The organism is Gordonia terrae (genome assembly GCF_001698225.1).
GTDB classification, from domain to species: Bacteria; Actinomycetota; Actinomycetes; order Mycobacteriales; family Mycobacteriaceae; genus Gordonia; species Gordonia terrae.
The window spans coordinates 1,026,749-1,044,620 of record NZ_CP016594.1; the positions used below are offsets into that span (position 1 = coordinate 1,026,749).

At 64.3% G+C, this 17,872-nt stretch carries 16 protein-coding genes; 11 read left to right on the top strand and 5 right to left on the bottom strand.

The features are described from left to right. The first annotated feature begins 44 nt into the window (after nucleotides 1–44). Both BCM27_RS04730 and BCM27_RS04735 read left to right on the top strand, forming a co-directional pair. The gene (locus tag BCM27_RS04730) at nucleotides 45–461 is read left to right on the top strand and encodes a hypothetical protein (RefSeq protein WP_141638837.1); all 417 of its coding nucleotides are present in this window, start codon (nucleotides 45–47) and stop codon (nucleotides 459–461) included. Nucleotides 462–499: 38 nt separating this feature from the next. Then, nucleotides 500–1,945: an MFS transporter gene (locus BCM27_RS04735; RefSeq protein ID WP_004023223.1), complete on the top strand. Its 1,446-nt coding sequence runs from the start codon at nucleotides 500–502 to the stop codon at nucleotides 1,943–1,945. Between the two features lie 54 nt (nucleotides 1,946–1,999). Here BCM27_RS04735 and BCM27_RS04740 read toward each other — a convergent pair whose 3' ends face one another. Then, nucleotides 2,000–2,812, bottom strand: coding sequence for an SDR family NAD(P)-dependent oxidoreductase (locus BCM27_RS04740; protein ID WP_004023222.1), 813 nt, complete (start codon nucleotides 2,810–2,812; stop codon nucleotides 2,000–2,002). Nucleotides 2,813–3,122: 310 nt separating this feature from the next. On the opposite strand from BCM27_RS04740, the gene BCM27_RS04745 reads away from it, so the two are divergent. From BCM27_RS04745 to BCM27_RS04775, 7 genes are all read left to right on the top strand, one after another. Beyond that, nucleotides 3,123–4,367, top strand: coding sequence for an ABC transporter substrate-binding protein (locus BCM27_RS04745; RefSeq protein ID WP_004023220.1), 1,245 nt, complete (start codon nucleotides 3,123–3,125; stop codon nucleotides 4,365–4,367). A 35-nt stretch (nucleotides 4,368–4,402) separates the two neighbouring features. After that, a complete protein-coding gene (locus BCM27_RS04750) occupies nucleotides 4,403–7,204 on the top strand; it encodes a branched-chain amino acid ABC transporter permease/ATP-binding protein (protein ID WP_004023219.1) in 2,802 nt (933 codons plus the stop codon). Next, nucleotides 7,201–7,932, top strand: coding sequence for an ABC transporter ATP-binding protein (locus BCM27_RS04755; protein ID WP_004023218.1), 732 nt, complete (start codon nucleotides 7,201–7,203; stop codon nucleotides 7,930–7,932). The genes BCM27_RS04750 and BCM27_RS04755 overlap by 4 nt, the downstream gene beginning before the upstream one ends. A 243-nt stretch (nucleotides 7,933–8,175) precedes the next feature. Beyond that, nucleotides 8,176–9,339, top strand: coding sequence for a 3-ketosteroid-9-alpha-monooxygenase, oxygenase component (locus BCM27_RS04760; protein WP_004023217.1), 1,164 nt, complete (start codon nucleotides 8,176–8,178; stop codon nucleotides 9,337–9,339). Between the two features lie 30 nt (nucleotides 9,340–9,369). Further along, on the top strand, nucleotides 9,370–10,551 hold the full coding sequence (locus tag BCM27_RS04765; protein ID WP_004023216.1) for an acyl-CoA dehydrogenase family protein: 1,182 nt from the start codon (nucleotides 9,370–9,372) through the stop codon (nucleotides 10,549–10,551). Between the two features lie 45 nt (nucleotides 10,552–10,596). Further along, complete coding sequence (locus tag BCM27_RS04770) at nucleotides 10,597–11,517, top strand: VOC family protein (protein ID WP_004023215.1); 921 nt, start codon at nucleotides 10,597–10,599, stop codon at nucleotides 11,515–11,517. Between the two features lie 137 nt (nucleotides 11,518–11,654). Beyond that, nucleotides 11,655–12,572 (top strand): alpha/beta hydrolase, encoded by a 918-nt coding sequence (locus tag BCM27_RS04775; protein WP_004023214.1) that lies wholly within the window; start codon nucleotides 11,655–11,657, stop codon nucleotides 12,570–12,572. Here the strand turns inward: BCM27_RS04775 and BCM27_RS04780 are convergent. From BCM27_RS04780 to BCM27_RS04790, 3 genes are all read right to left on the bottom strand, one after another. Continuing rightward, nucleotides 12,569–13,234 carry a Dabb family protein gene (locus BCM27_RS04780; protein ID WP_004023213.1) on the bottom strand — a complete coding sequence of 222 codons (666 nt, stop codon included), beginning with the start codon at nucleotides 13,232–13,234 and terminating at the stop codon, nucleotides 12,569–12,571. The two genes, BCM27_RS04775 and BCM27_RS04780, sit on opposite strands and share 4 nt — an antisense overlap. After that, nucleotides 13,227–13,574 (bottom strand): hypothetical protein, encoded by a 348-nt coding sequence (locus BCM27_RS04785; RefSeq protein WP_004023212.1) that lies wholly within the window; start codon nucleotides 13,572–13,574, stop codon nucleotides 13,227–13,229. The genes BCM27_RS04780 and BCM27_RS04785 overlap by 8 nt, the downstream gene beginning before the upstream one ends. A gap of 97 nt (nucleotides 13,575–13,671) precedes the next feature. Continuing rightward, nucleotides 13,672–14,436, bottom strand: a complete 765-nt coding sequence (locus BCM27_RS04790; protein ID WP_004023211.1) for an IclR family transcriptional regulator — start codon at nucleotides 14,434–14,436, stop codon at nucleotides 13,672–13,674. A 231-nt stretch (nucleotides 14,437–14,667) separates the two neighbouring features. On the opposite strand from BCM27_RS04790, the gene BCM27_RS04795 reads away from it, so the two are divergent. Beyond that, entirely contained in the window at nucleotides 14,668–16,410 is a 1,743-nt protein-coding gene (locus BCM27_RS04795) for a 3-ketosteroid-delta-1-dehydrogenase (RefSeq protein ID WP_004023210.1), read from the top strand. Between the two features lie 32 nt (nucleotides 16,411–16,442). Further along, a complete protein-coding gene (locus BCM27_RS04800; RefSeq protein WP_004023209.1) occupies nucleotides 16,443–17,258 on the top strand; it encodes an SDR family NAD(P)-dependent oxidoreductase in 816 nt (271 codons plus the stop codon). A gap of 108 nt (nucleotides 17,259–17,366) precedes the next feature. On the opposite strand, the gene BCM27_RS04805 is transcribed toward BCM27_RS04800, so the two are convergent. Beyond that, complete coding sequence (locus BCM27_RS04805; protein WP_004023208.1) at nucleotides 17,367–17,870, bottom strand: nuclear transport factor 2 family protein; 504 nt, start codon at nucleotides 17,868–17,870, stop codon at nucleotides 17,367–17,369. Between the last annotated feature and the right edge of the window lie 2 nt (nucleotides 17,871–17,872).

The following is a 17,872-nucleotide window of genomic DNA, read 5'->3' on the forward strand; positions in this document are numbered from 1 at the left end:
TTGCGTTGTTGAACGGGGCAGCGCATCTCATGGTGATGGGACACATGGGTTTCGCGCATTCGATCGTCTGGCTCGCCATGGCCGCGGGCTGTGTTGTCTGCGGTGTCCACCTCGTTCGCGACCCGACAACGAGGCTGTGGGCCCTCACCGCACTCATGTCGGTCGCGATGCTCGCACTTCATATGGCTGCCGCGGTCGGCGGGGTCGCCCATCAGCACGGCGTCACGATGGCCGCCGATCGCGTCGCGATCCCTGCCTCGATGCACGTGTCGCTGCTCGTGACCCTCGCCGAGCTGGTACTCGCCCTTGGTGCGCTCTGGTGGTCGACATCGCATCTCGGCACCGTGGCCCCAGCAGTTGCCGGCTGTGTCGCCGAGTCGAGCCGGTGCGTGGAACAACTGTCCACGGGTGGTCGTGGACGCGCTGAGAACAGGAGCAAGCTCTCGTGGAGCACGCAGTAGAGCCATGCGGAACGTCCCCGGCTGACGAGGACGCGGCGATGTCTGAGTCGCGTGGTGGCGGTGGTGACGCGTCGAAGACCATGTTCGGTGTCGTCGTCCTCTGCGTGGCGGGGATCGCGATGTCTCTCACCCAGACATTGATCGTTCCATTGATCCCGATGCTGCCGGTGATGCTCGGCACCACCGCCAGCAACGCGTCGTGGGCAGTGACGGTGACCATGGCCGTCGGCGCGGTGGCCACCCCGATCGCCGGCCGTGTTGCCGACATGGTCGGAAAGCGGCGCGTTCTGCTCTTCTGCGTCGGTGGAGTGGCCGTCGGGTCGCTCGTGTGTGCGGTCGCCCCGGGGCTCACCGTTTTCCTGGTCGGTCGTGCCCTTCAAGGTCTCGGGGTCGCCTTCGTGGCCGTGGGGATCAGCATCATGAGGGATTTCGTGCCGGCGCACAGGTTGGGAACTGCGGTCGGGATGATGAGTTCGTCCCTGGCCGTGGGCGGCGCTCTTGGCCTGCCGTTTTCAGCCTTCGTCGCGCAGACATTCGGTTGGCGTGAGTTGTTCTGGATCTCGGTGGCCGGGTCAGTGGCATGCTTCGTCGGTATCGTCGCCCTGATCAAGGTGATCGGCAATCGGACCGGGGGGCGGTTCGATCTGTTCGGGGCGATCGGACTGAGTGTCATCTTGCTGACGTTGCTCCTGCCCCTGAGCAAGGGACCCGAGTGGGGATGGACGAGTTCGCTGACGCTCTCGATGTTCGGACTGTCCGCTGCGACATTCGTGGTCTGGGTGAACTACGAACGCCGGAAACGCAATCCGTTGCTGGACCTCCGGATCGCGACACTGCGTGCGGTCATGCTCGGAAACGTCATCGGCCTGATGAACGCTTTCGCGTTCTACGGTATGGAACTGGTTCCCATCCAGATGCTCATGGCGCCGGCTTCGACGGAGAACGGACTCGGTGTGTCGATGCTGTCGGCCGGGTTGCTCATGGCGCCGACTGGCTTGGCCGCGTTCGTATCGTCGAATGTCGGTGCTCGACTCGGAAGGTCGCTCGGGGTACGCGTGACCCTCGTCATCGCGAGTCTGATCGCGATCGTCGGGTTGTGTGCTCTGCTTGTCGCGCTCCTCGTGGGGTGGGCTTTCCCGATAGTCTTTCTCGTGGTCATCACCTGTCTGATCGGTACCTCGACCGGAATGTCCTACGCGACGCTGCCGACGCTCATCATGGAGGCCACCCCGGTCGAGCAGACCGGTGAGGCCAATGGCCTGAACGCACTGATGCGGATAGTCGGCCTGGCCGCTGCCGCCGCGGTGACCGGAATGATCCTCGCCAACAACGTCACCGAGGTCGCCGGGGGTGATATGACGGCACCGTCGACGGCGGGGTTCACGTGGGCGGTTGTGGTCTCGTTGGGTGCCGTGGTCGTCTCGGTCGTCGCGGCGCTGTGCTTGCCGCGGTCCGCGCGGACCGCAGAGCCGCGGCACGCCTGAATCGTGGGGCCGGTCGACGAGCAGCGTGCGCTGGTCAGGCTCCCTGCGGGCGGTTCACAGCTGCGCTTTCACGCGGTCGACGCGATCCTGCCAGTAGTTCAGCCACTCCGGCGACGGAAAGATGTGGGTCTTGCGAGCAGCCATACCGCGGACCACGAGATCGGCCACGGTCTCCGTGGGAACCCCCGCGCCGATGTCGGCATTGACCTTGGCGCGGAGTGATTCCAGTTCGGGATCGGCCACCGATCTGGGAACGTGGCCGTTCGGGGCGTTCCGTTCGTCGTCGGCTATCGATGTGGCGGTGTATGCAGGGCACAGGACCGCTACCCCGATGTGTGGGTACTCGGTCGCGAACTCGTGGGCCAGTGTCTCGGACAGTGCGACGACGCCGGCCTTCGAGGCCGCGTAGGGATGCAGCGGGGCAGTGGTCAGGAACCCGGCCATCGAGGCTGTGTTCACGATATATGCCTCGTCCTGGTCCGCCAGGATGGGAAGAAAGATGTTGCACCCGTGGATGGCTCCCCACAGGTTGACCCCCACAGTCCAACGCCAGGTGTCCAGATTCGTGGTCGAGAACCGCTGCATGCCGCCGACCCCGGCGTTGTTACAGAGAACGTGGACGGCGCCGAAACGGGCGACCGCGGCGTCGGCGAGCGCACGTACTGAGTGCTCGTCGGCGACATCGGCGTGAACGGTCTCGACCTCCCCGAGGAGGGAGAGCTCGGCCGCCGCGCGTTTCAGGCTCGCGTCGTCGTTGTCGGCGATGACTACGTGCATGCCCTCGTGCAGGAATCGTGTGGCCAGACCCAGCCCGATTCCGTTGGCTCCGCCGGTGACGACGGCGATGCGCCCCTCGAGTTGTTTCATGAATGTTCCGCTCCTCGGTGATGTCAGTGTCAGAGAACGGTTCTACGCCGTAACTCGTCCGCTGTGCCCGGTCGTTCCCGGTCAGCGGGCGCCGGTCACCGGTGTGGATCGCCGTCCCGAGCGCGTCGTTTGGGACGAGATCCTGGATGAAAGCGGACATTTCCCAGTGGGCGGGAGGATGGCTAACCGGCGGCCTGTCATGGGCGCCGATAATCGCTGACGATCACAGTGATGGTCATCACTCTGGGGGGCGGGTGTGCCGAGTATCCCAATCGGCCGCGCTCTCACGGACACCCGAAGGGACAAGATCATGAAACTCAGCGGTTCGGTTCACTCGCGGCGCGCTGTCGCAGGTCTCGGTGGAATTCTTCTCGCCGCGGCGCTCGGAGTCACAGCGTGTAGCAGCAGTGACGGCGACGGCGTCTCAGCCGCGGAAGCCTCCACCACCGCGCTACCCGGCGACGCGGCCGCCGGGTCGCCGGTCAAGATCGGATTCATCGCCACCGAGGGCGGCGGCGCGGTGTCGATTCCCGAATGGCGCGAAGGCGCCGAGGCCGCTGTCGAATATGTCAACAACAACGGAGGCGGCTTCGCAGGCGGTCACGCCATCGATTTCGTGATCTGCAAACAGGCCGAGGAGCCGACCTCGGCGACGAACTGCGCCAATCAGATGGTCGAACAGAAGGTAGCTGCCGTTCTCACGCCCGGAACCTCGCAGGGGTCGGCCATCGTGCCGATCGTCGGCGGTGCCGGGATTCCCTACGTCACGCTGAACGGCGTCTCGCAGCTCGATGTCACCTCGCCCGACTCGTTTGCCCTCGCCTCCGGGCTCCCGGGAACGATGACCGCGACCGCCACCGCGGCGAAAGCGCAAGGCGTGAAGTCGATGACGATCTTCGCGAGTGACGGCGGCGGTATCGCCGGCATCATCGAGCAGATGGGTAAACCGGTGTTCGACGCCCAGGGAATCGAACTCAACGTCGTACCGATTGCACTCGGGGTCCCGGACCCCACGCCGCTGGTCGCGGCCGGCATGGCCGACAATCCGGACGGCATCAGCATCATCTCCGACGCCGCGCTGTGCACCTCGGTGATGAAAGCGGTCCAGACAACAGCCCCGGACACCAAGAAGGTTCTCAACACCGTCTGCTTGAGTCCCAACGTGCTGGACGTGGTCGGCATTTCAGCAGTCGAGGGTGACATGGGCATCACCGCGACAGATGCCTACTCCGACCGCCCCGACTCGATCCTCTACCGCTCGGTCATGGGCCAGTACGCACCCGATCTGTCGCTGACGGGGGAGGGGTCGTCGGGCTACCAGGTCGTCATGGCCCTCGTCAATGCAACCGCCGGGCTCAGCGGCGACGTCGATGCGGCTGCCATCAAAAAAGCGCTGCAGGCCACCTCAGACGTTGAGATGCCGGCCAGCGGTGGAATCGTGTTCGGCTGCAGCAAGAAGCCGGTTCCCATGATGCCGTCGATCTGCTCGACGCAGACGCTGTACGGTCCCATCGACGACAACGGGGTTCCGCGTGACCTCCAAGTGGCCGGTTAGTCACCGCATCGTCGCGGACTACTGAGGAAACACTGATGACCGATCATCTCGCCTATCTCGTCCTCGGCCTCGGCAACGGTGCGGTCTACGCCGCACTAGGACTGGCTCTGGTTCTCACATTCAAGAGCTCCGGGGTCGTGAACTTCGCAACTGGTGCCATCGCTTTGTATTCGGCGTACACGTACGCGCTCCTGCGGACGGGTGAGCTGATGATCCCTGTTCCGGGGCTCCCCAAGACGGTCGACCTCGGTCGACCTTTTGGGGTGCTTCCCGCGATAGGCATCTGTGTGGTGATATCCGCGCTCCTCGGAATGCTCTTCTGTGCGTTAATATTCCGCCCGATGCGGCATGCGCCCGTGGTCGCCAAGGCGGTGGCGTCCATCGGCTTGATGATCGTGCTACAGGCGCTGATCGCTCAACGGGCAGGCACCGATATCGTCCCTGTCGAGCCGATATTCGAGCTCGACACGATCAGCATCGGCTCAAGTACTGCACCCACCGATCGCATCTGGTTTGCGCTCGTGGTGGTGGCGGTCGCGATTGCCGCTTCCCTGATGTTCCGATTCACCCGATTCGGCGTCGCGACCGAGGCCGCCGCCGAATCGGAGAAGGGGGCATATCTGACCGGTTTGTCACCGGACAAGATCGCTTTCAGTAACTGGGCGCTGTCCTCAGCGGTAGCCGGATTCAGTGGCGTTCTCATCGCGCCGCTCGTCGCGCTGAACCCGATCGCGTACTCATTGTTCATCGTCCCGGCTCTGGCGGCCACACTCGTCGGGAACTTCTCGTCGATCTGGCTGACCGTCGTCGCCGGTCTTGCCATCGGTGCATTGCAATCGGAGATGGTCAATTTGCAGGCGACCTTCGACTGGTTCCCCAAAACCGGTATGTCCGAGGCTATCTCGTTGGCCCTCATCGTGGGATTCCTGGTGGTGAAGGGTCGACCGCTACCGGACAGGGGGGCACTGATCCGTCAGGATTTGGGTCGGGCCCCCAGACCGGATCGAATTCTGCTGCCAGCTGTTGTTTCCATTGCAGTCGTACTGGTCGCCCTCGTCGCCACATCGGGTAGTTATCGGGCAGCGATCGTGACGAGCATCATCCTCGCAGTCCTCGCCCTGTCGCAAGTGGTGGTGACCGGTTATGCGGGCCAGGTGTCGTTGGCGCAGCTCACCCTTGCCGGGGTCGCTGCGTACTCGATCAGCGTTCTCAACACCCACCTCGGGATCCCGTTCCCCTTCGCACCCATCGTCGCAGCTGCATTCGCGACTGTCGTCGGGGTTGTGGTGGGACTACCGGCGCTGCGGGTCCGCGGCCTACCGCTCACCGTGGTGACCCTGGCCCTCGCGGTGTTCCTCGAAGCGTTCTGGTTCCGGAACCCGTCACTGAACGGTGGGGTGGAGGGTGCGCCTGTCGACACCCCGCGGATCTTCGGGATCAGTCTCGGAATCGGGGGTGGAGACGAGTATCCCCGGATGGCTTTCGCCCTGTTGTGTCTGGTCGTGCTCATCGTGGTGGGCCTCGCGGTCGCCTGGCTGCGTCGCAGCAGTCTGGGCACCGACATGCTCGCCGTGCGGGCCAACGAGCGATCCGCCGCCGCAGCGGGAATCGACGTCTCGCGCACCAAACTGATCGCGTTTGCCATCGGCGCATTCCTCGCAGGCCTGGCCGGATCGTTGCTCGCATACCAACAGACGCTGGCCACTCCCGAGCCGTTCACGGTGTTTCTCGGGATCTCGTTGTTCGCCACGATGTACATCGCCGGGATCACGTCGATCACCGGTGGGATCCTGGCCGGGATCATGGCGCCGGGTGGACTCTTGTATCTGCTGATGGACAGGTTCCTCGACCTGGGTGACTACTACGCCGTGATCAGCGGGATTCTCCTGATCGTCACGATCGCGCTCAACCCGGACGGGATCGCGAGTCGACTGCCGGCCGTTCGCTGGCCGGCAGTCGTCCGGCGCCGAGCGCGGCCACGAGGTGATGGCGAGGAAGCCGCGCGACGCGATGTGGCCGGAGAGCCGCTGTTGCCGAAAGAGCCTGTGTTGGTGGTGCGCGACATCGGTGTGCAGTACGGCGCAGTGCGCGCAGCCACGGACGTCTCGTTCGAGGTCCATGCCGGCGAGATCGTCGGGCTGATCGGTCCCAACGGGGCCGGCAAAACGACCGTCATCGATGCCATGACCGGGTTTGTCGGTGCAACTGGTTCGGTCATTCTCGGGGGTGTCGACCTGACGAAGGCCCGACCGCATGAACGGAGCCGTGCAGGACTCGGTCGGAGCTTTCAGGACGTGGAGCTCTACGACGATCTGACGGTCACGGAGAACGTCACGGTCGGTGCGACACGCTCTCGCTCCGCAGAGCCCGCGCAAGATGTCGTGCGTCGGGTCTTGTCGTTGGTCGGGTTGGCAGATGAGGCAGAATCCGAGGTCGGCACACTCTCACAGGGTCGGCGACAGCTTGTTTCCGTGGCACGTGTCCTGGCGGCCGACCCGCTGGTAGCGCTGCTCGACGAACCTGCGGCCGGCCTCGACAGCTCGGAGAGCCGTTGGCTCGGTGAACGCCTGCGGACCGCCTGCGACGAGGGGACCTCGATTCTGCTCGTCGATCACGACATGGAACTCGTCCTCTCCATCTGCGACCGGATCGTCGTTGTCGATCTGGGTGAGGTGATCGCGGTCGGACGGCCTGAACAGATCATGCTCGATGACAAGGTGATTCGCGCATACCTCGGGGTGCCGGCGACGACCGGGACGCCCGTGGAGGTCGAAGATGAGCGGTCGACTCGAGACAAGCGGTCGGAGAACCAGATAACCGGAGAGGTCGTATCGTGAACTTGCTCGAATGCCGGGACGTCACCACGGGTTACGTCAGGACCCGACCGTGCGTGCGGGGTGTCGACCTCGTCGTCGACCGAGGCCGGATCACCTGCCTGCTCGGACCCAATGGAGCAGGGAAGACAACGCTACTCATGTCGCTCGCCGGGATGCTGCCCCGTTTCGACGGCCGGATGACGGTGGACGGTCGTGACATCCGCGGCGGACACCCCCGCGAGGCAGTCCGCTCCGGAATCGTGCTCGTCGCCGACGACCGAGCACTGTTCCGTTCTCTGACGGTCGCGCAGAACCTCCGACTGGCGGTCCGGGAACGGTCGCGAAGGCGAATCGCAATCGACGAGATCATCAACTACTTCCCGGATCTGGAGAAACGACTCCACACCGCCGCGGGGCGGCTCTCCGGCGGTGAGCAACAGATGCTGGCGATCGGCCGTGCACTCCTGCAGAAACCGAAGGTCCTGCTGATCGACGAACTGAGTATGGGGTTGGCCCCCGTGATTGTCGACCAGATTCTCGCCGTACTCCAGCGTCTGGCGGGTGAGGAAGATCTGGCGGTGCTGCTGGTCGAGCAACATGTTCACCTCGCACTCGGGATCGCCGATCACGCTGTCGTACTCGTCCATGGTGAGCTCGTGCTGACAGAGGACGCGTCGGTCCTACGAGCCGACCCGTCGCGGATCGAGAAGGCGTACCTCGGGGTGGACGTCGCGACACCACAGGCGTGATGTGGCGCCGACGGTCATAACGTCAAAGACGTTGCGGTAGAAACCGACTGATGGCACTTGTACCACGGGTGTCGATCGAAAGCGTCCGCCCATCCCACTGAGCGGACGATCGGATCGGGTTGTCCCACTGCGCGGGAACGCGCGCCCCACATCAGTTCGGACTTGAGAGACTGATCACAGGTCAGAGAGCTTCTGCCCCCAGCCGATCTCGGGCAGAACGAGCGTCACAAGCAGGAGGACAAGATGGCGACAATCAACGATACCAACGAAGAAGTACGCATCATCGAGGCGGGTACGCCCCCGGCGCGCTATGCGCGTGGATGGCACTGCCTTGGTCTGCTCACCGACTTCACTGATGGCCAGCCCCACCAGATCACAGCTTTCGGAACCGAACTGGTGGTGTTCGCCGGCGAGGACGGAAAGCTGAACGTTCTCAACGCCTTCTGCCCGCACATGGGAGGTAACCTCGCCCAGGGCACGGTGAAGGGCAACACGATCGCTTGCCCGTTCCACGACTGGCGGTGGCAGGGCAACGGAAAATGTGCCGACATTCCCTACGCTCGGCGAGTTCCGCCTCTGGCCCGCACCAAGTCGTGGCCGACGCTCGAGAGCAACGGCCTCCTGTACGTGTGGAACGATCCGCAGAATCGAAAGCCGCCCGCCGACATCACCATTCCGGCCGTTGCGGGATACGGAGAGGATGGTTGGACCGACTGGGTGTGGCGGAAGACCGAGGTGACCGGTTCGCACTGTCGTGAACTCGTCGACAACATCGTCGACATGGCCCACTTCTTCTACGTCCACTACGGCATGCCGACCTATTTCAAGAACGTCTTCGAAGGCCATGTCGCAACCCAGGTCATGAAGTCGAAGCCGCGCGCCGATGCTGCCGACGCCAGCATCGGTTCGAACTACGACCAGGAAGGCATGTCCGACGCATCCTACTTCGGGCCGTCGTTCATGATCGACAAACTGTGGGTGAACGTTCCCCACGACCAGGAATCCAACGTCACCCTCATCAACTGTCACTATCCGGTCTCGGCGGATTCGTTCGTCCTGCAGTACGGCGTGATCGTCAAGAAGCCCGAGGGGTTGACCGACGAAGAGGCGGACGGAATGGCAGCCATGATCGCGGAGGGCGTCGCCATCGGTTTCGAGCAAGACGTCAAGATCTGGAAGAACAAGTCCCGCATCGACAATCCGCTGCTCTCGGAGGAGGACGGCCCGGTCTACCAGCTGCGTCGCTGGTACGAGCAGTTCTACGTCGACGTCGAGGACATCGACCCGGAGATGACCAACAGGTTCGAGTTCGAGATCGACACCGAGCGCGCGCTGAAGAACTGGCAGGCCGAAGTCGACGCGAATGTCGCGGCCGGACGCAACGTTCTGTCCACCCCGGGATCCTGACCCACCACCCCTGCAATCTAAGGAAGCACCATGAGCCATCAGGTCTTGGACAACATCGTCGCCATCGCCGACGACATCCGGGCGCAGGCCGACGAGTCGGAGTCTCTCGGTCGCCTGACCGATGAGATGACCAAGGGCCTCAAGCAAGCGGGAATCATCCGCATGCTTGCCCGCAAAGAATTCGACGGGTTCGAAGCGCATCCCCGCGATTTCGCCGAGACAGTCATGAAGACCGCGAGTATCTACGGGTCCGCGGGATGGGTCGGCGGCATCGTCGGCGTTCATCCATGGCAGCTGGCGATGGCGGATCCCAAGGCGCAGGAGGAGGTCCTCGGCGACGACTCCGACACCTGGCAGGCCTCGCCATACATGCCCGGCGGCGTGGCGGTCAAAGTCGATGGCGGATACCGGATGTCGGGACGATGGCAGTTCTCTTCGGGAACCGATCACTGCGACTGGATCTTCCTCGGTGCATTCGTGGGAGATGCCGACGGGAAGCCCTTCATGCCGCCACAGGGCCTTCACGTGATCATGCCGCGCTCAGACTATGAGATCGTGGCCGACAGCTGGGACGTCGTCGGCCTGCGCGGGACGGGCAGCAAGGACATCATCGTCAACGATGCCTTCATCCCGGACTACCGGGTGATGGATGCGGCCGGCGTGATGGACGGAACCACGGCCAAGGAGTACGGCGTCACCGAGACGCTGTACAAGATGCCCTGGTCGACGATGTTCCCGCTCGGGATCACTTCTGCGACAATCGGTCTGGCCGAGGGCGTGCTCGCCGCGGGTATCGCTTACCAGCGCGAGCGGGTGGGCGCGATGGGAACCGCCATCAAGGACGATCCCTACACCCTGTACGCGTTGGGTGAGGCCGCAGCCGAGATCGATGCAGCACGTCAGCAGCTGCTCGGAAACGTCGACGAGATCTTCGACCTGGTCGACGCCGGGAAGGAGATCGACTTCGAGCGGCGGGCTCTCGGTCGCCGAAATCAGACCCGCGCTGCCTGGCGGGCGGTGCGAGCAGCCGACGAGATCTTCGACCGCTCGGGCGGAAATGCGCTACGCATGGACAATCCCCTACAGCGGTTCTGGCGCGACGCCCATGCCGGCCTGCATCACGCCATCCACGTCACCAGCACGGTGTACCACGCTTCGGCGCTGAGTTCGCTCGGTGCCGATCCTCAGGGTTCGCTCCGGGTGATGATCTGACGTCAACGACAGCTGTCGGCGAGAACGAACTAGTAAGGAAAAACGATGAGTGAAGTCAAAGGGCTCGGATACGTACGCGTGCAGGCCTCCGACATCGACCGGTGGCGCGAGTTGGCCTTCGAGGTGTTGGGATTCGCCGAAGGCGCCGATACCACGAACGACGAGCTCCACCTGAGGATGGACGAGCGCGGTGCACGCCTGGTGGTCGAACGCAGCGAGCACGACCGAGTCGGCGCGGTCGGCTGGGAGGTTCGCGACCAGCTCGCACTCGCACGTCTTCGGGATCGGCTGGAGAAGGCCGGCCATGTGATCAAGCCGATGTCCCTCGAAGAAGCGCAGGCGCGCAAGGTCGAAGAAGCGTTCACGATGGACGACCCCGGGGGTACGCCCCTCGAGTTCTTCCACGGTCCGGTTCTCGACCACAGCCCGGTGATCACGCGCTACGGCCAGAAATTCGTCACCGGCGACCAGGGGCTGGGCCACGTCGTCGTTCCCAGTCCCAACTTCGACGAGACCTATCGCTTCTACACAGAGACGCTCGGATTCCTACCGCGCGGCGCGATGCGCCTCCCGGTTCCGCCGGAGTACGGCGTGCAGCGAATTCGCTTCCTCGGTGTCAACCAGCGGCACCACAGCCTCGCGATGATGCCGGTTCCAGAGGGCAACGACCCCGGATTGGTTCACATCATGGTCGAGGTGGACAATCTCGACGCGGTGGGAATGGCCCTCGATCAGGTCGTCAAGCGCGACTTCCCGGTGTCGTCCACGTTGGGTCGCCACACCAACGACAAGATGATCTCCTTCTACGTCCGCGTCCCGGGCGGCTGGGACATCGAGTACGGCACCGAAGGTGCACTGGTGAACGAGGACTTCTACACCTCGGAAGAGATCACGGCGGATAGCTACTGGGGCCACGAATGGTTGTGGGCCAAGGAGATGGCCGAAGCCGAGCAGGCCAACAGCTGAATTGCCCGGACCATGAACCCCTGCCGTGCCCGACGGGCACGGCAGGGGTTCATGGTCTGTCCCGATGTAGTCGACATCCGATCATCCGGTACGGTCTGCGGTCCGCGCCGGATCGACCAACACGAGCGGAGCCCACCGTGACGCTAACCCCCGCAGCGCAACGAATCGTCGATGAAGCGGCCGGCCGGTTTCCGGCCTCGATGACCGCCACCCCCGTCGCCGAGCTTCGTCAGATGCTGGCCGACTCGGCAAAACCGGTGACCACATCGATTCACGCCGCTTTCGACATACGAGTGCCCTCGGAACCCGAGGGTGTCCGGGTCCGCGTCTACGAACCGTCGGTCGACTGCGGGCGTCCCGTTGTGATGTGGATGCACAGTGGGGGGTTCGTAGTCGGAGGGTTGGATCAGAACGAGGAGTACTTGCGCGCGTTGTCGGTCGCTGCGGGCGTCGACATCGTGTCTGTGGACTACCGTCTGGCTCCCGAGCATCGTTACCCGGCAGCGCTTGCCGACTCTTGCGCGGTATGGGAGTGGATCAAGTCGGGCCCGCCCGAGTTGCGCGGTGACACCGCTCTTGCCGCGGTCGCCGGCGAGAGCGCGGGCGGGGCTCTGGCACTCGCACTGAGCCAACGGATGAAAGACCTGGGCGGACCGATGCCGTTGGCGCAGATCGTCTTCTACGGGACGGCCGAGGCGCGGGTTTCCAACCCGGAGCTCTCGACCAGTCTGCTGACGCCGACGGATTGCCAGTGGTTCTGGGATCAGTACGCACCCGGGACGGCGGCCCGTCGCGATCCAGGCGTCAGTCCGGCTGTCGCAGAGAATCTCTCCGGCCTGCCGGCGACCCTCCTGATCACGGCCGAGGTCGACGTGACCAGAGATGCCACGGAGGACTACGCACGCCGCCTGGTCGAGTCGGGAGTTCCGGTGGAGCAGACCCGGTACGCGGGAGTGATGCACGGATTCGCCACCATGACCGGTCGGCTGCCCCAAGCCGACCAATTGTTCTCCGAGACAGTCGACTTCATTCGCCGACGGGTGTTGGTCAGCTAGGCGGTCAGCTCGGTGGCTCTGGCTTCGATGACCGCGGCGTCGAGGTTGCAGAAGCTGTGTGCGACGCGGTCACGGATGATCACCTCCGGGCACTCTGGATCGAACCATCGATCGATGTATCCCCAGTGCACCGGGTGCGCGAGATAGGGACCGGTCAGCCCGGCCAAATCGGTGAACTCCTGTTCCCAGACATGGGTGTACGGGACCGATCCGCGTGAATTGTCGACCCTGCTCAGCTGCCAGCTGGTCATCGTCCGGACGTGCGCCGGCATCCGGAGGGTCTCGTCCTCGAACCGTCGAACGACCTCGTCGTCGGTGCCGTCGGCGACACTCAGCAGCAGCGAGCGGTAGACGGAGCCGTGGGCGTTGCGCCGGGTGCCGGTCTGCCCCGGGAAGTATTCGACCTGATCCACGTGATGGATCGCCGAGTGGCCCAGGAGATGATCGAACTCGGACCGGCTCGAGTTCCAGTCCTCCCGGCGTTCGAATTGCAGGTGGACGAGCACGTCGCCGCCGTTTCGAACTCCGGGGAGTGTTCGTTCCACCACCGATCTCGATACCTTGGATCGACCGGCGGCGATGCGCAGATCCGAGGTGAGCCTGGCGGCACTGACGTGATCGGACGCGTCGCTGAGGTGAATCAGACTGGTCACCTTAAACATTGCACAGTCCTTCCACGTCCTCGACCGCGGCAGCCATGGACCGCGACCGATTCTCGATCAGATGGTCCACCCGAGTCCACCACTCGGCGTGCGCGGGATCGTGCCGGCCCTTGATCGCCGTAGCCCACCATTGCGACTGTCCGTCGACGGTCCACGTGGCGGTGACGGTGTTGGCCTCGTCCTCGAACCACACTGGGGGACTGAGGAGGATGCGGTCGAGTTTCATGCCGCGGTCACGCGCGGTCGGCGCGTAGTCACGGGTGTACGCCTCGACGAACTCTCGGGCGCAACCGGGGTTCACCACCACGCGGTCGACGATGTAGATGGTCTGGCCTGTCATGCGGCGAGGCTAACACTGACGAAACCGGCCATGAGGCAGCGCTTCCCGTGCACCGGGAGGAAGTCCGTCCGGCTGCCGGGGTGATCTCGGTGTCCGATCACGCCGACGTCCTGGCCGGTTCGTGCAGGCCGGGCATCGTTCGAACCGAGCTACCTCGTTGCAGGACAGGCGCGACATGCTTGTCGAGATTGCGCCAGATTGTTGCGGCGGTCATCCGAACGTGACCGCCGTACCGGTGATCGAAGGACATCTGACCGACCGGCCCGCACAACGAGACTGCCGCGACCGTGGATCCGAAGGGGCCGACCGGCACGGCGATGCAACCGAACCCGGACACGGATTCTTCTCGCTCGTAGGCGATTCCGTCCTCTCGGATGGTGTCGTAGGTGGCTCCGAGGCGGCCATCGAACGCCAGCAGTGCCTTGCCCACTGCCGTGTGGGCGGCGGGCCGCCGTGCTCCTGCACGGGTTGGGATCATCCCGCCGTACCGCCCGCCCAGTTTCTCCCGGTAGACGATGTCGTCGCCGTCGAGGACGGCGAGATGGACGACCATCCCGGTGGCTCGGTGCAACTGCATCAGGGGTCCGACCGCGGCGGCGTGCAGCTCGTCCTGGTGGATGGCGAGGGAGCCGAGTTCCATCAGGCGCAGACCCAGTGTGTAGTGGCGACCCTCGCGTTGAAGCCATCGGAGTTGAACGAGGTGGTCGAGCATGCGGTGCGCGGAGGACCGCGGCAGGCCGGTGCGACGGACGATCTGGGCCAGCGTCAGGCGTCCGGGCCCGTCGAACGAGTCGAGTAGGAGGGACACGCGATCCAGGAATGCGGTCGGGGTCGAGTGGTCGATATCTGCCTGCACTGTCATCGGGCCTCCTAGGGCTGACTCGGCCACAAGGCTTTCACGTGGCTGTTTCTATTAGGAATAGTGCCACACGACGTCGCCGATGTGAAGCCGATCACTCATTCGAGGCGTGGCGCGTGGTGTTCGAGGTGGGCCCACCGCCGCCGTCCGCTCAATGGGAACGCCAGTCTGCCCCTGCCTGGCTGTGACGTAGGTTACGGGCCGTTGGGTCCCCGATGTGAGAGTGAAGAGATCATGGCGAAGAAACAGGCGCCCCCCGCCACTCGTGCGGCGAACCGATCCGTCGACCTGCTGGTGGTCGGTTCGGGTACCGGCATGGCGGCGGCGTTGGCTGCCCACGAGCTGGGTCTCTCGACCTTGATCGTGGAGAAAACCGAATATGTAGGTGGGTCGACGGCGCGCTCGGGCGGCGCCTTCTGGATTCCGGGAAGCTCGGTACTGACGGAGTACGGCAAATCGCGAGATCCGTTGCCTGCCGCGCGCGAGTACATCCGTTCCGTTGTCGGGGAGACCGCGCCGGTGGACCGGGGCCTCTCGTTCCTCGACAATGGGGCGGCCACCGTGGAGATGCTCGGGCGCACAACACCGCTCAAGTTCTTCTGGGCCAAGGGTTACTCGGATTATCACCCTGAGCAGCCAGGTGGCCGGGCCGACGGCCGAACGTGTGAGAGCCGCCCGTTCGACATGCGCGTCCTCGGGCGCGAACGGCGGCGTCTTCGTCCCGGTGTGATGGAGGCGCCGGTGCCCATGCCCGTCACCGGTGCTGACTACAAGTGGTTCAACCTCATGGTGCGCAAACCATTGCGGGCCGTTCCGAAGATCGTGCGTCGTGCTGCGCTCGGTATCGGCGGGATGGCGCTCGGAAGGGAGTACGCGGCCGGTGGGCAAGCTCTGGCCGCGGGGATGTACGCGGGTGTTCTGAACGCGGGGATCCCGGTGTGGACCGAGACGAGTCTTGTCGGGCTCCTGCAGGACTCCGAGGGGCGTGTGACCGGGGCCGTCGTCCGGCAGGACGGCCAAGACTCCACCATCGATGTGCGTTGCGGAGTCGTTCTGGCCGCAGGTGGATTCGACCACAATGTCGAGTGGCGCCGGAAGTACCAGTCAGATGCATTGCCGGACAACGCGAGCCTGGGAGCCGAAGGCAACACCGGAGACGCGATCGCGTTGTCGCAGAACCTGGGGGCTGGTCTGGCGCTGATGGACCAGGCGTGGTGGTTTCCGGCGTTCGCTCCCTTGCCCGGGGAGAGTCCGATGGTGATGTTGGCCGAGCGATCACTCCCGGGCTCGTTCGTTGTCGATCAAAGCGGACGGCGGTTCATCAACGAATCGGTCGACTACATGTCTTTCGGTCAGGAGGTGTTGCGTCGCGAACGCGCGGGGTCGCCGGTCTCGGCGATGTGGATGATCTTCGATCAGAAATACCGGAACAGTTACATCATGGCCGGCGGATTGTTCCCCGGCCAGCCTTTGCCGCAGGAGTGGTATGACGCCGGAATCGCCTGTCGGGCTGAGAGTCCCGGGGAACTTGCGTCATTGATCGACGTGCCGGCCGAGGCGCTGGAAGCGACCTTCCGGTCGTTCGGCGAGGCGGCGAGAAGCGGAACAGATGCCCAGTTCAGCCGAGGGGACAGTGCTTACGATCGCTACTACGGCGATCCGACCATCCGCCCGAACCCCAACCTGCGCGCCCTCGAGGGCACGCTGTTCGCGGTGAAGATGGTTCTCAGCGACCTCGGCACCTGCGGTGGCGTCACCGCGGATGCAAGTGGCCGCGTCCTGGGCGAGGACGGCGCGGTCATCGACGGGCTCTACGCCATCGGCAACACTGCGGCGAACGCCTTCGGTGCAACCTACCCCGGGGCGGGCGCAACGATCGGGCAGGGTCTGGTCTATGGCTACGTGGCCGCTCGTCACGCCGCCTCGACGCTCACCCGAACAGCTGTCGAGGAGGACAACGCCGCGGTTCCGCGATGACATGGCCGCACTTCGATTCTCGGACGGGGAGCATGGGACGTCTACAGGGCAAGACGGCGCTGGTCACCGGCGCGGGCAGGGACGGGAACATCGGAGTCGCGATCTGCGAGGCGTTCCTGCGCGAAGGTTGTGCGGGTGTGATCGCGACCGATCTCCGTTCCGGCGAGGCTGCCGCGATCTCGGCCCGGATGGAAGCTGAGTTCGGCGGCGGCAGATTCGTGTTCGTCGAACACGACGTCGCCGACGAATCGTCGTGGGCGAAGGTCGTCGACGTATGTCTGGAATCGTTCGGAGCTCTCGACATCCTGGTGAACAACGCCGGCATCTCGGTGCACGGCGGTGTGCAATCGACGTCGCTGGAGACGATGCGTCGGGTCATGGCGGTCAACCACGACGCCCTGTTCCTCGGCATGAAGACGTGTTTGCCGCCGCTGGCGCGGTCGCATCTTCGATTCGCCGAGGGTGGAGCTGTCATCAACAACATCTCGATGGCGTCGTACATGCCCAATCCTCGCAATCTGGGTTACGCGGTGTCCAAAGCCGCGGCCCGTATGCTCACCCTCTGTGCAGCAGAAGAATTCGGCCCCCAGCGGGTGAGGGTCAATTCGATACATCCTGGGGTGACCATGACTCCGCTCATCGAAGAGGGGCTCGCCGAGTACGTCAAGGCCGGTAGGTGGACCGACCGTGAAGAGGCGGAATCCTCCCTCGTCGAGAGGACCCCATTGCGTATGACGAGTAGGCCGGCGGACGTGGCGCACGCGTTCGTATTCCTCGCCTCCGCGGAGGCCCGGTTCGTGACAGGTGCCTCGATCAACCACGACGGCGGACTGGGTCGGGTCTACTGACGCCTAGGGTTCGGGCGGGTAGGCCTGGAATGGTCCCGGCCTACCCGCCCGTCTCACCTGGATGGCACCGTCATCCGAGTGTCGTACCGACGTGTTTCGAACGACTGGTCATCGTTCGTCGAACCCCGGTGTCTTGTCCACGCGGATTCGCGAGAGACTCCGGTAGCTGATCAACCATTCACCATCCACCTTGCGGTACTCCTCGTGGTAGTGCCCGAATCCGTGGAGGTGCTCCTCGACGTTGCCGTTGTGCCACCAGAGGTGGTCCTCCATAGCCCAGGTGCCTCGGGCTGTCGTGTCGGACAGCAGTTCGATCTCGGGTGTGTGTGCATGGTGGACAGTAGTGATCTTCACGTCTCCGTCCAGTAGTGAACTGATGGTGTCTCGCAGACGATCTCGGCCGACCACCCGGTTCGACACCCCGTCGGTCGACGGCCGTCGGTCCTCGGAGGCATCGGCCCAGGTCTCGGACACCACGTCCTCGGTGTGCAGGGTGGGATAGACGTCCCACTCCTTCTCGTCGAGGCAACGCAGCCGCCGGGCGAAGACGCGCTTGATGGACTCGATCGCCTCGAGTCGCTCGGCGGTTGTCAGTTCAATCTGTTGTGTCATGT

Excerpts from the sequence above, each read along its gene's own strand:
- BCM27_RS04730 (WP_141638837.1), top strand. The coding sequence starts at position 45 with ATGGGTTTCGCGCATTCGATCGTCTGGCTCGCCATGGCCGCGGGCTGT.
- BCM27_RS04735 (WP_004023223.1), top strand. The coding sequence starts at position 500 with ATGTCTGAGTCGCGTGGTGGCGGTGGTGACGCGTCGAAGACCATGTTC.
- BCM27_RS04740 (WP_004023222.1), bottom strand. The coding sequence starts at position 2,812 with ATGAAACAACTCGAGGGGCGCATCGCCGTCGTCACCGGCGGAGCCAAC.
- BCM27_RS04745 (WP_004023220.1), top strand. The coding sequence starts at position 3,123 with ATGAAACTCAGCGGTTCGGTTCACTCGCGGCGCGCTGTCGCAGGTCTC.
- BCM27_RS04750 (WP_004023219.1), top strand. The coding sequence starts at position 4,403 with ATGACCGATCATCTCGCCTATCTCGTCCTCGGCCTCGGCAACGGTGCG.
- BCM27_RS04760 (WP_004023217.1), top strand. The coding sequence starts at position 8,176 with ATGGCGACAATCAACGATACCAACGAAGAAGTACGCATCATCGAGGCG.
- BCM27_RS04765 (WP_004023216.1), top strand. The coding sequence starts at position 9,370 with ATGAGCCATCAGGTCTTGGACAACATCGTCGCCATCGCCGACGACATC.
- BCM27_RS04770 (WP_004023215.1), top strand. The coding sequence starts at position 10,597 with ATGAGTGAAGTCAAAGGGCTCGGATACGTACGCGTGCAGGCCTCCGAC.
- BCM27_RS04780 (WP_004023213.1), bottom strand. The coding sequence starts at position 13,234 with ATGTTTAAGGTGACCAGTCTGATTCACCTCAGCGACGCGTCCGATCAC.
- BCM27_RS04785 (WP_004023212.1), bottom strand. The coding sequence starts at position 13,574 with ATGACAGGCCAGACCATCTACATCGTCGACCGCGTGGTGGTGAACCCC.
- BCM27_RS04790 (WP_004023211.1), bottom strand. The coding sequence starts at position 14,436 with ATGACAGTGCAGGCAGATATCGACCACTCGACCCCGACCGCATTCCTG.
- BCM27_RS04795 (WP_004023210.1), top strand. The coding sequence starts at position 14,668 with ATGGCGAAGAAACAGGCGCCCCCCGCCACTCGTGCGGCGAACCGATCC.
- BCM27_RS04800 (WP_004023209.1), top strand. The coding sequence starts at position 16,443 with ATGGGACGTCTACAGGGCAAGACGGCGCTGGTCACCGGCGCGGGCAGG.
- BCM27_RS04805 (WP_004023208.1), bottom strand. The coding sequence starts at position 17,870 with ATGACACAACAGATTGAACTGACAACCGCCGAGCGACTCGAGGCGATC.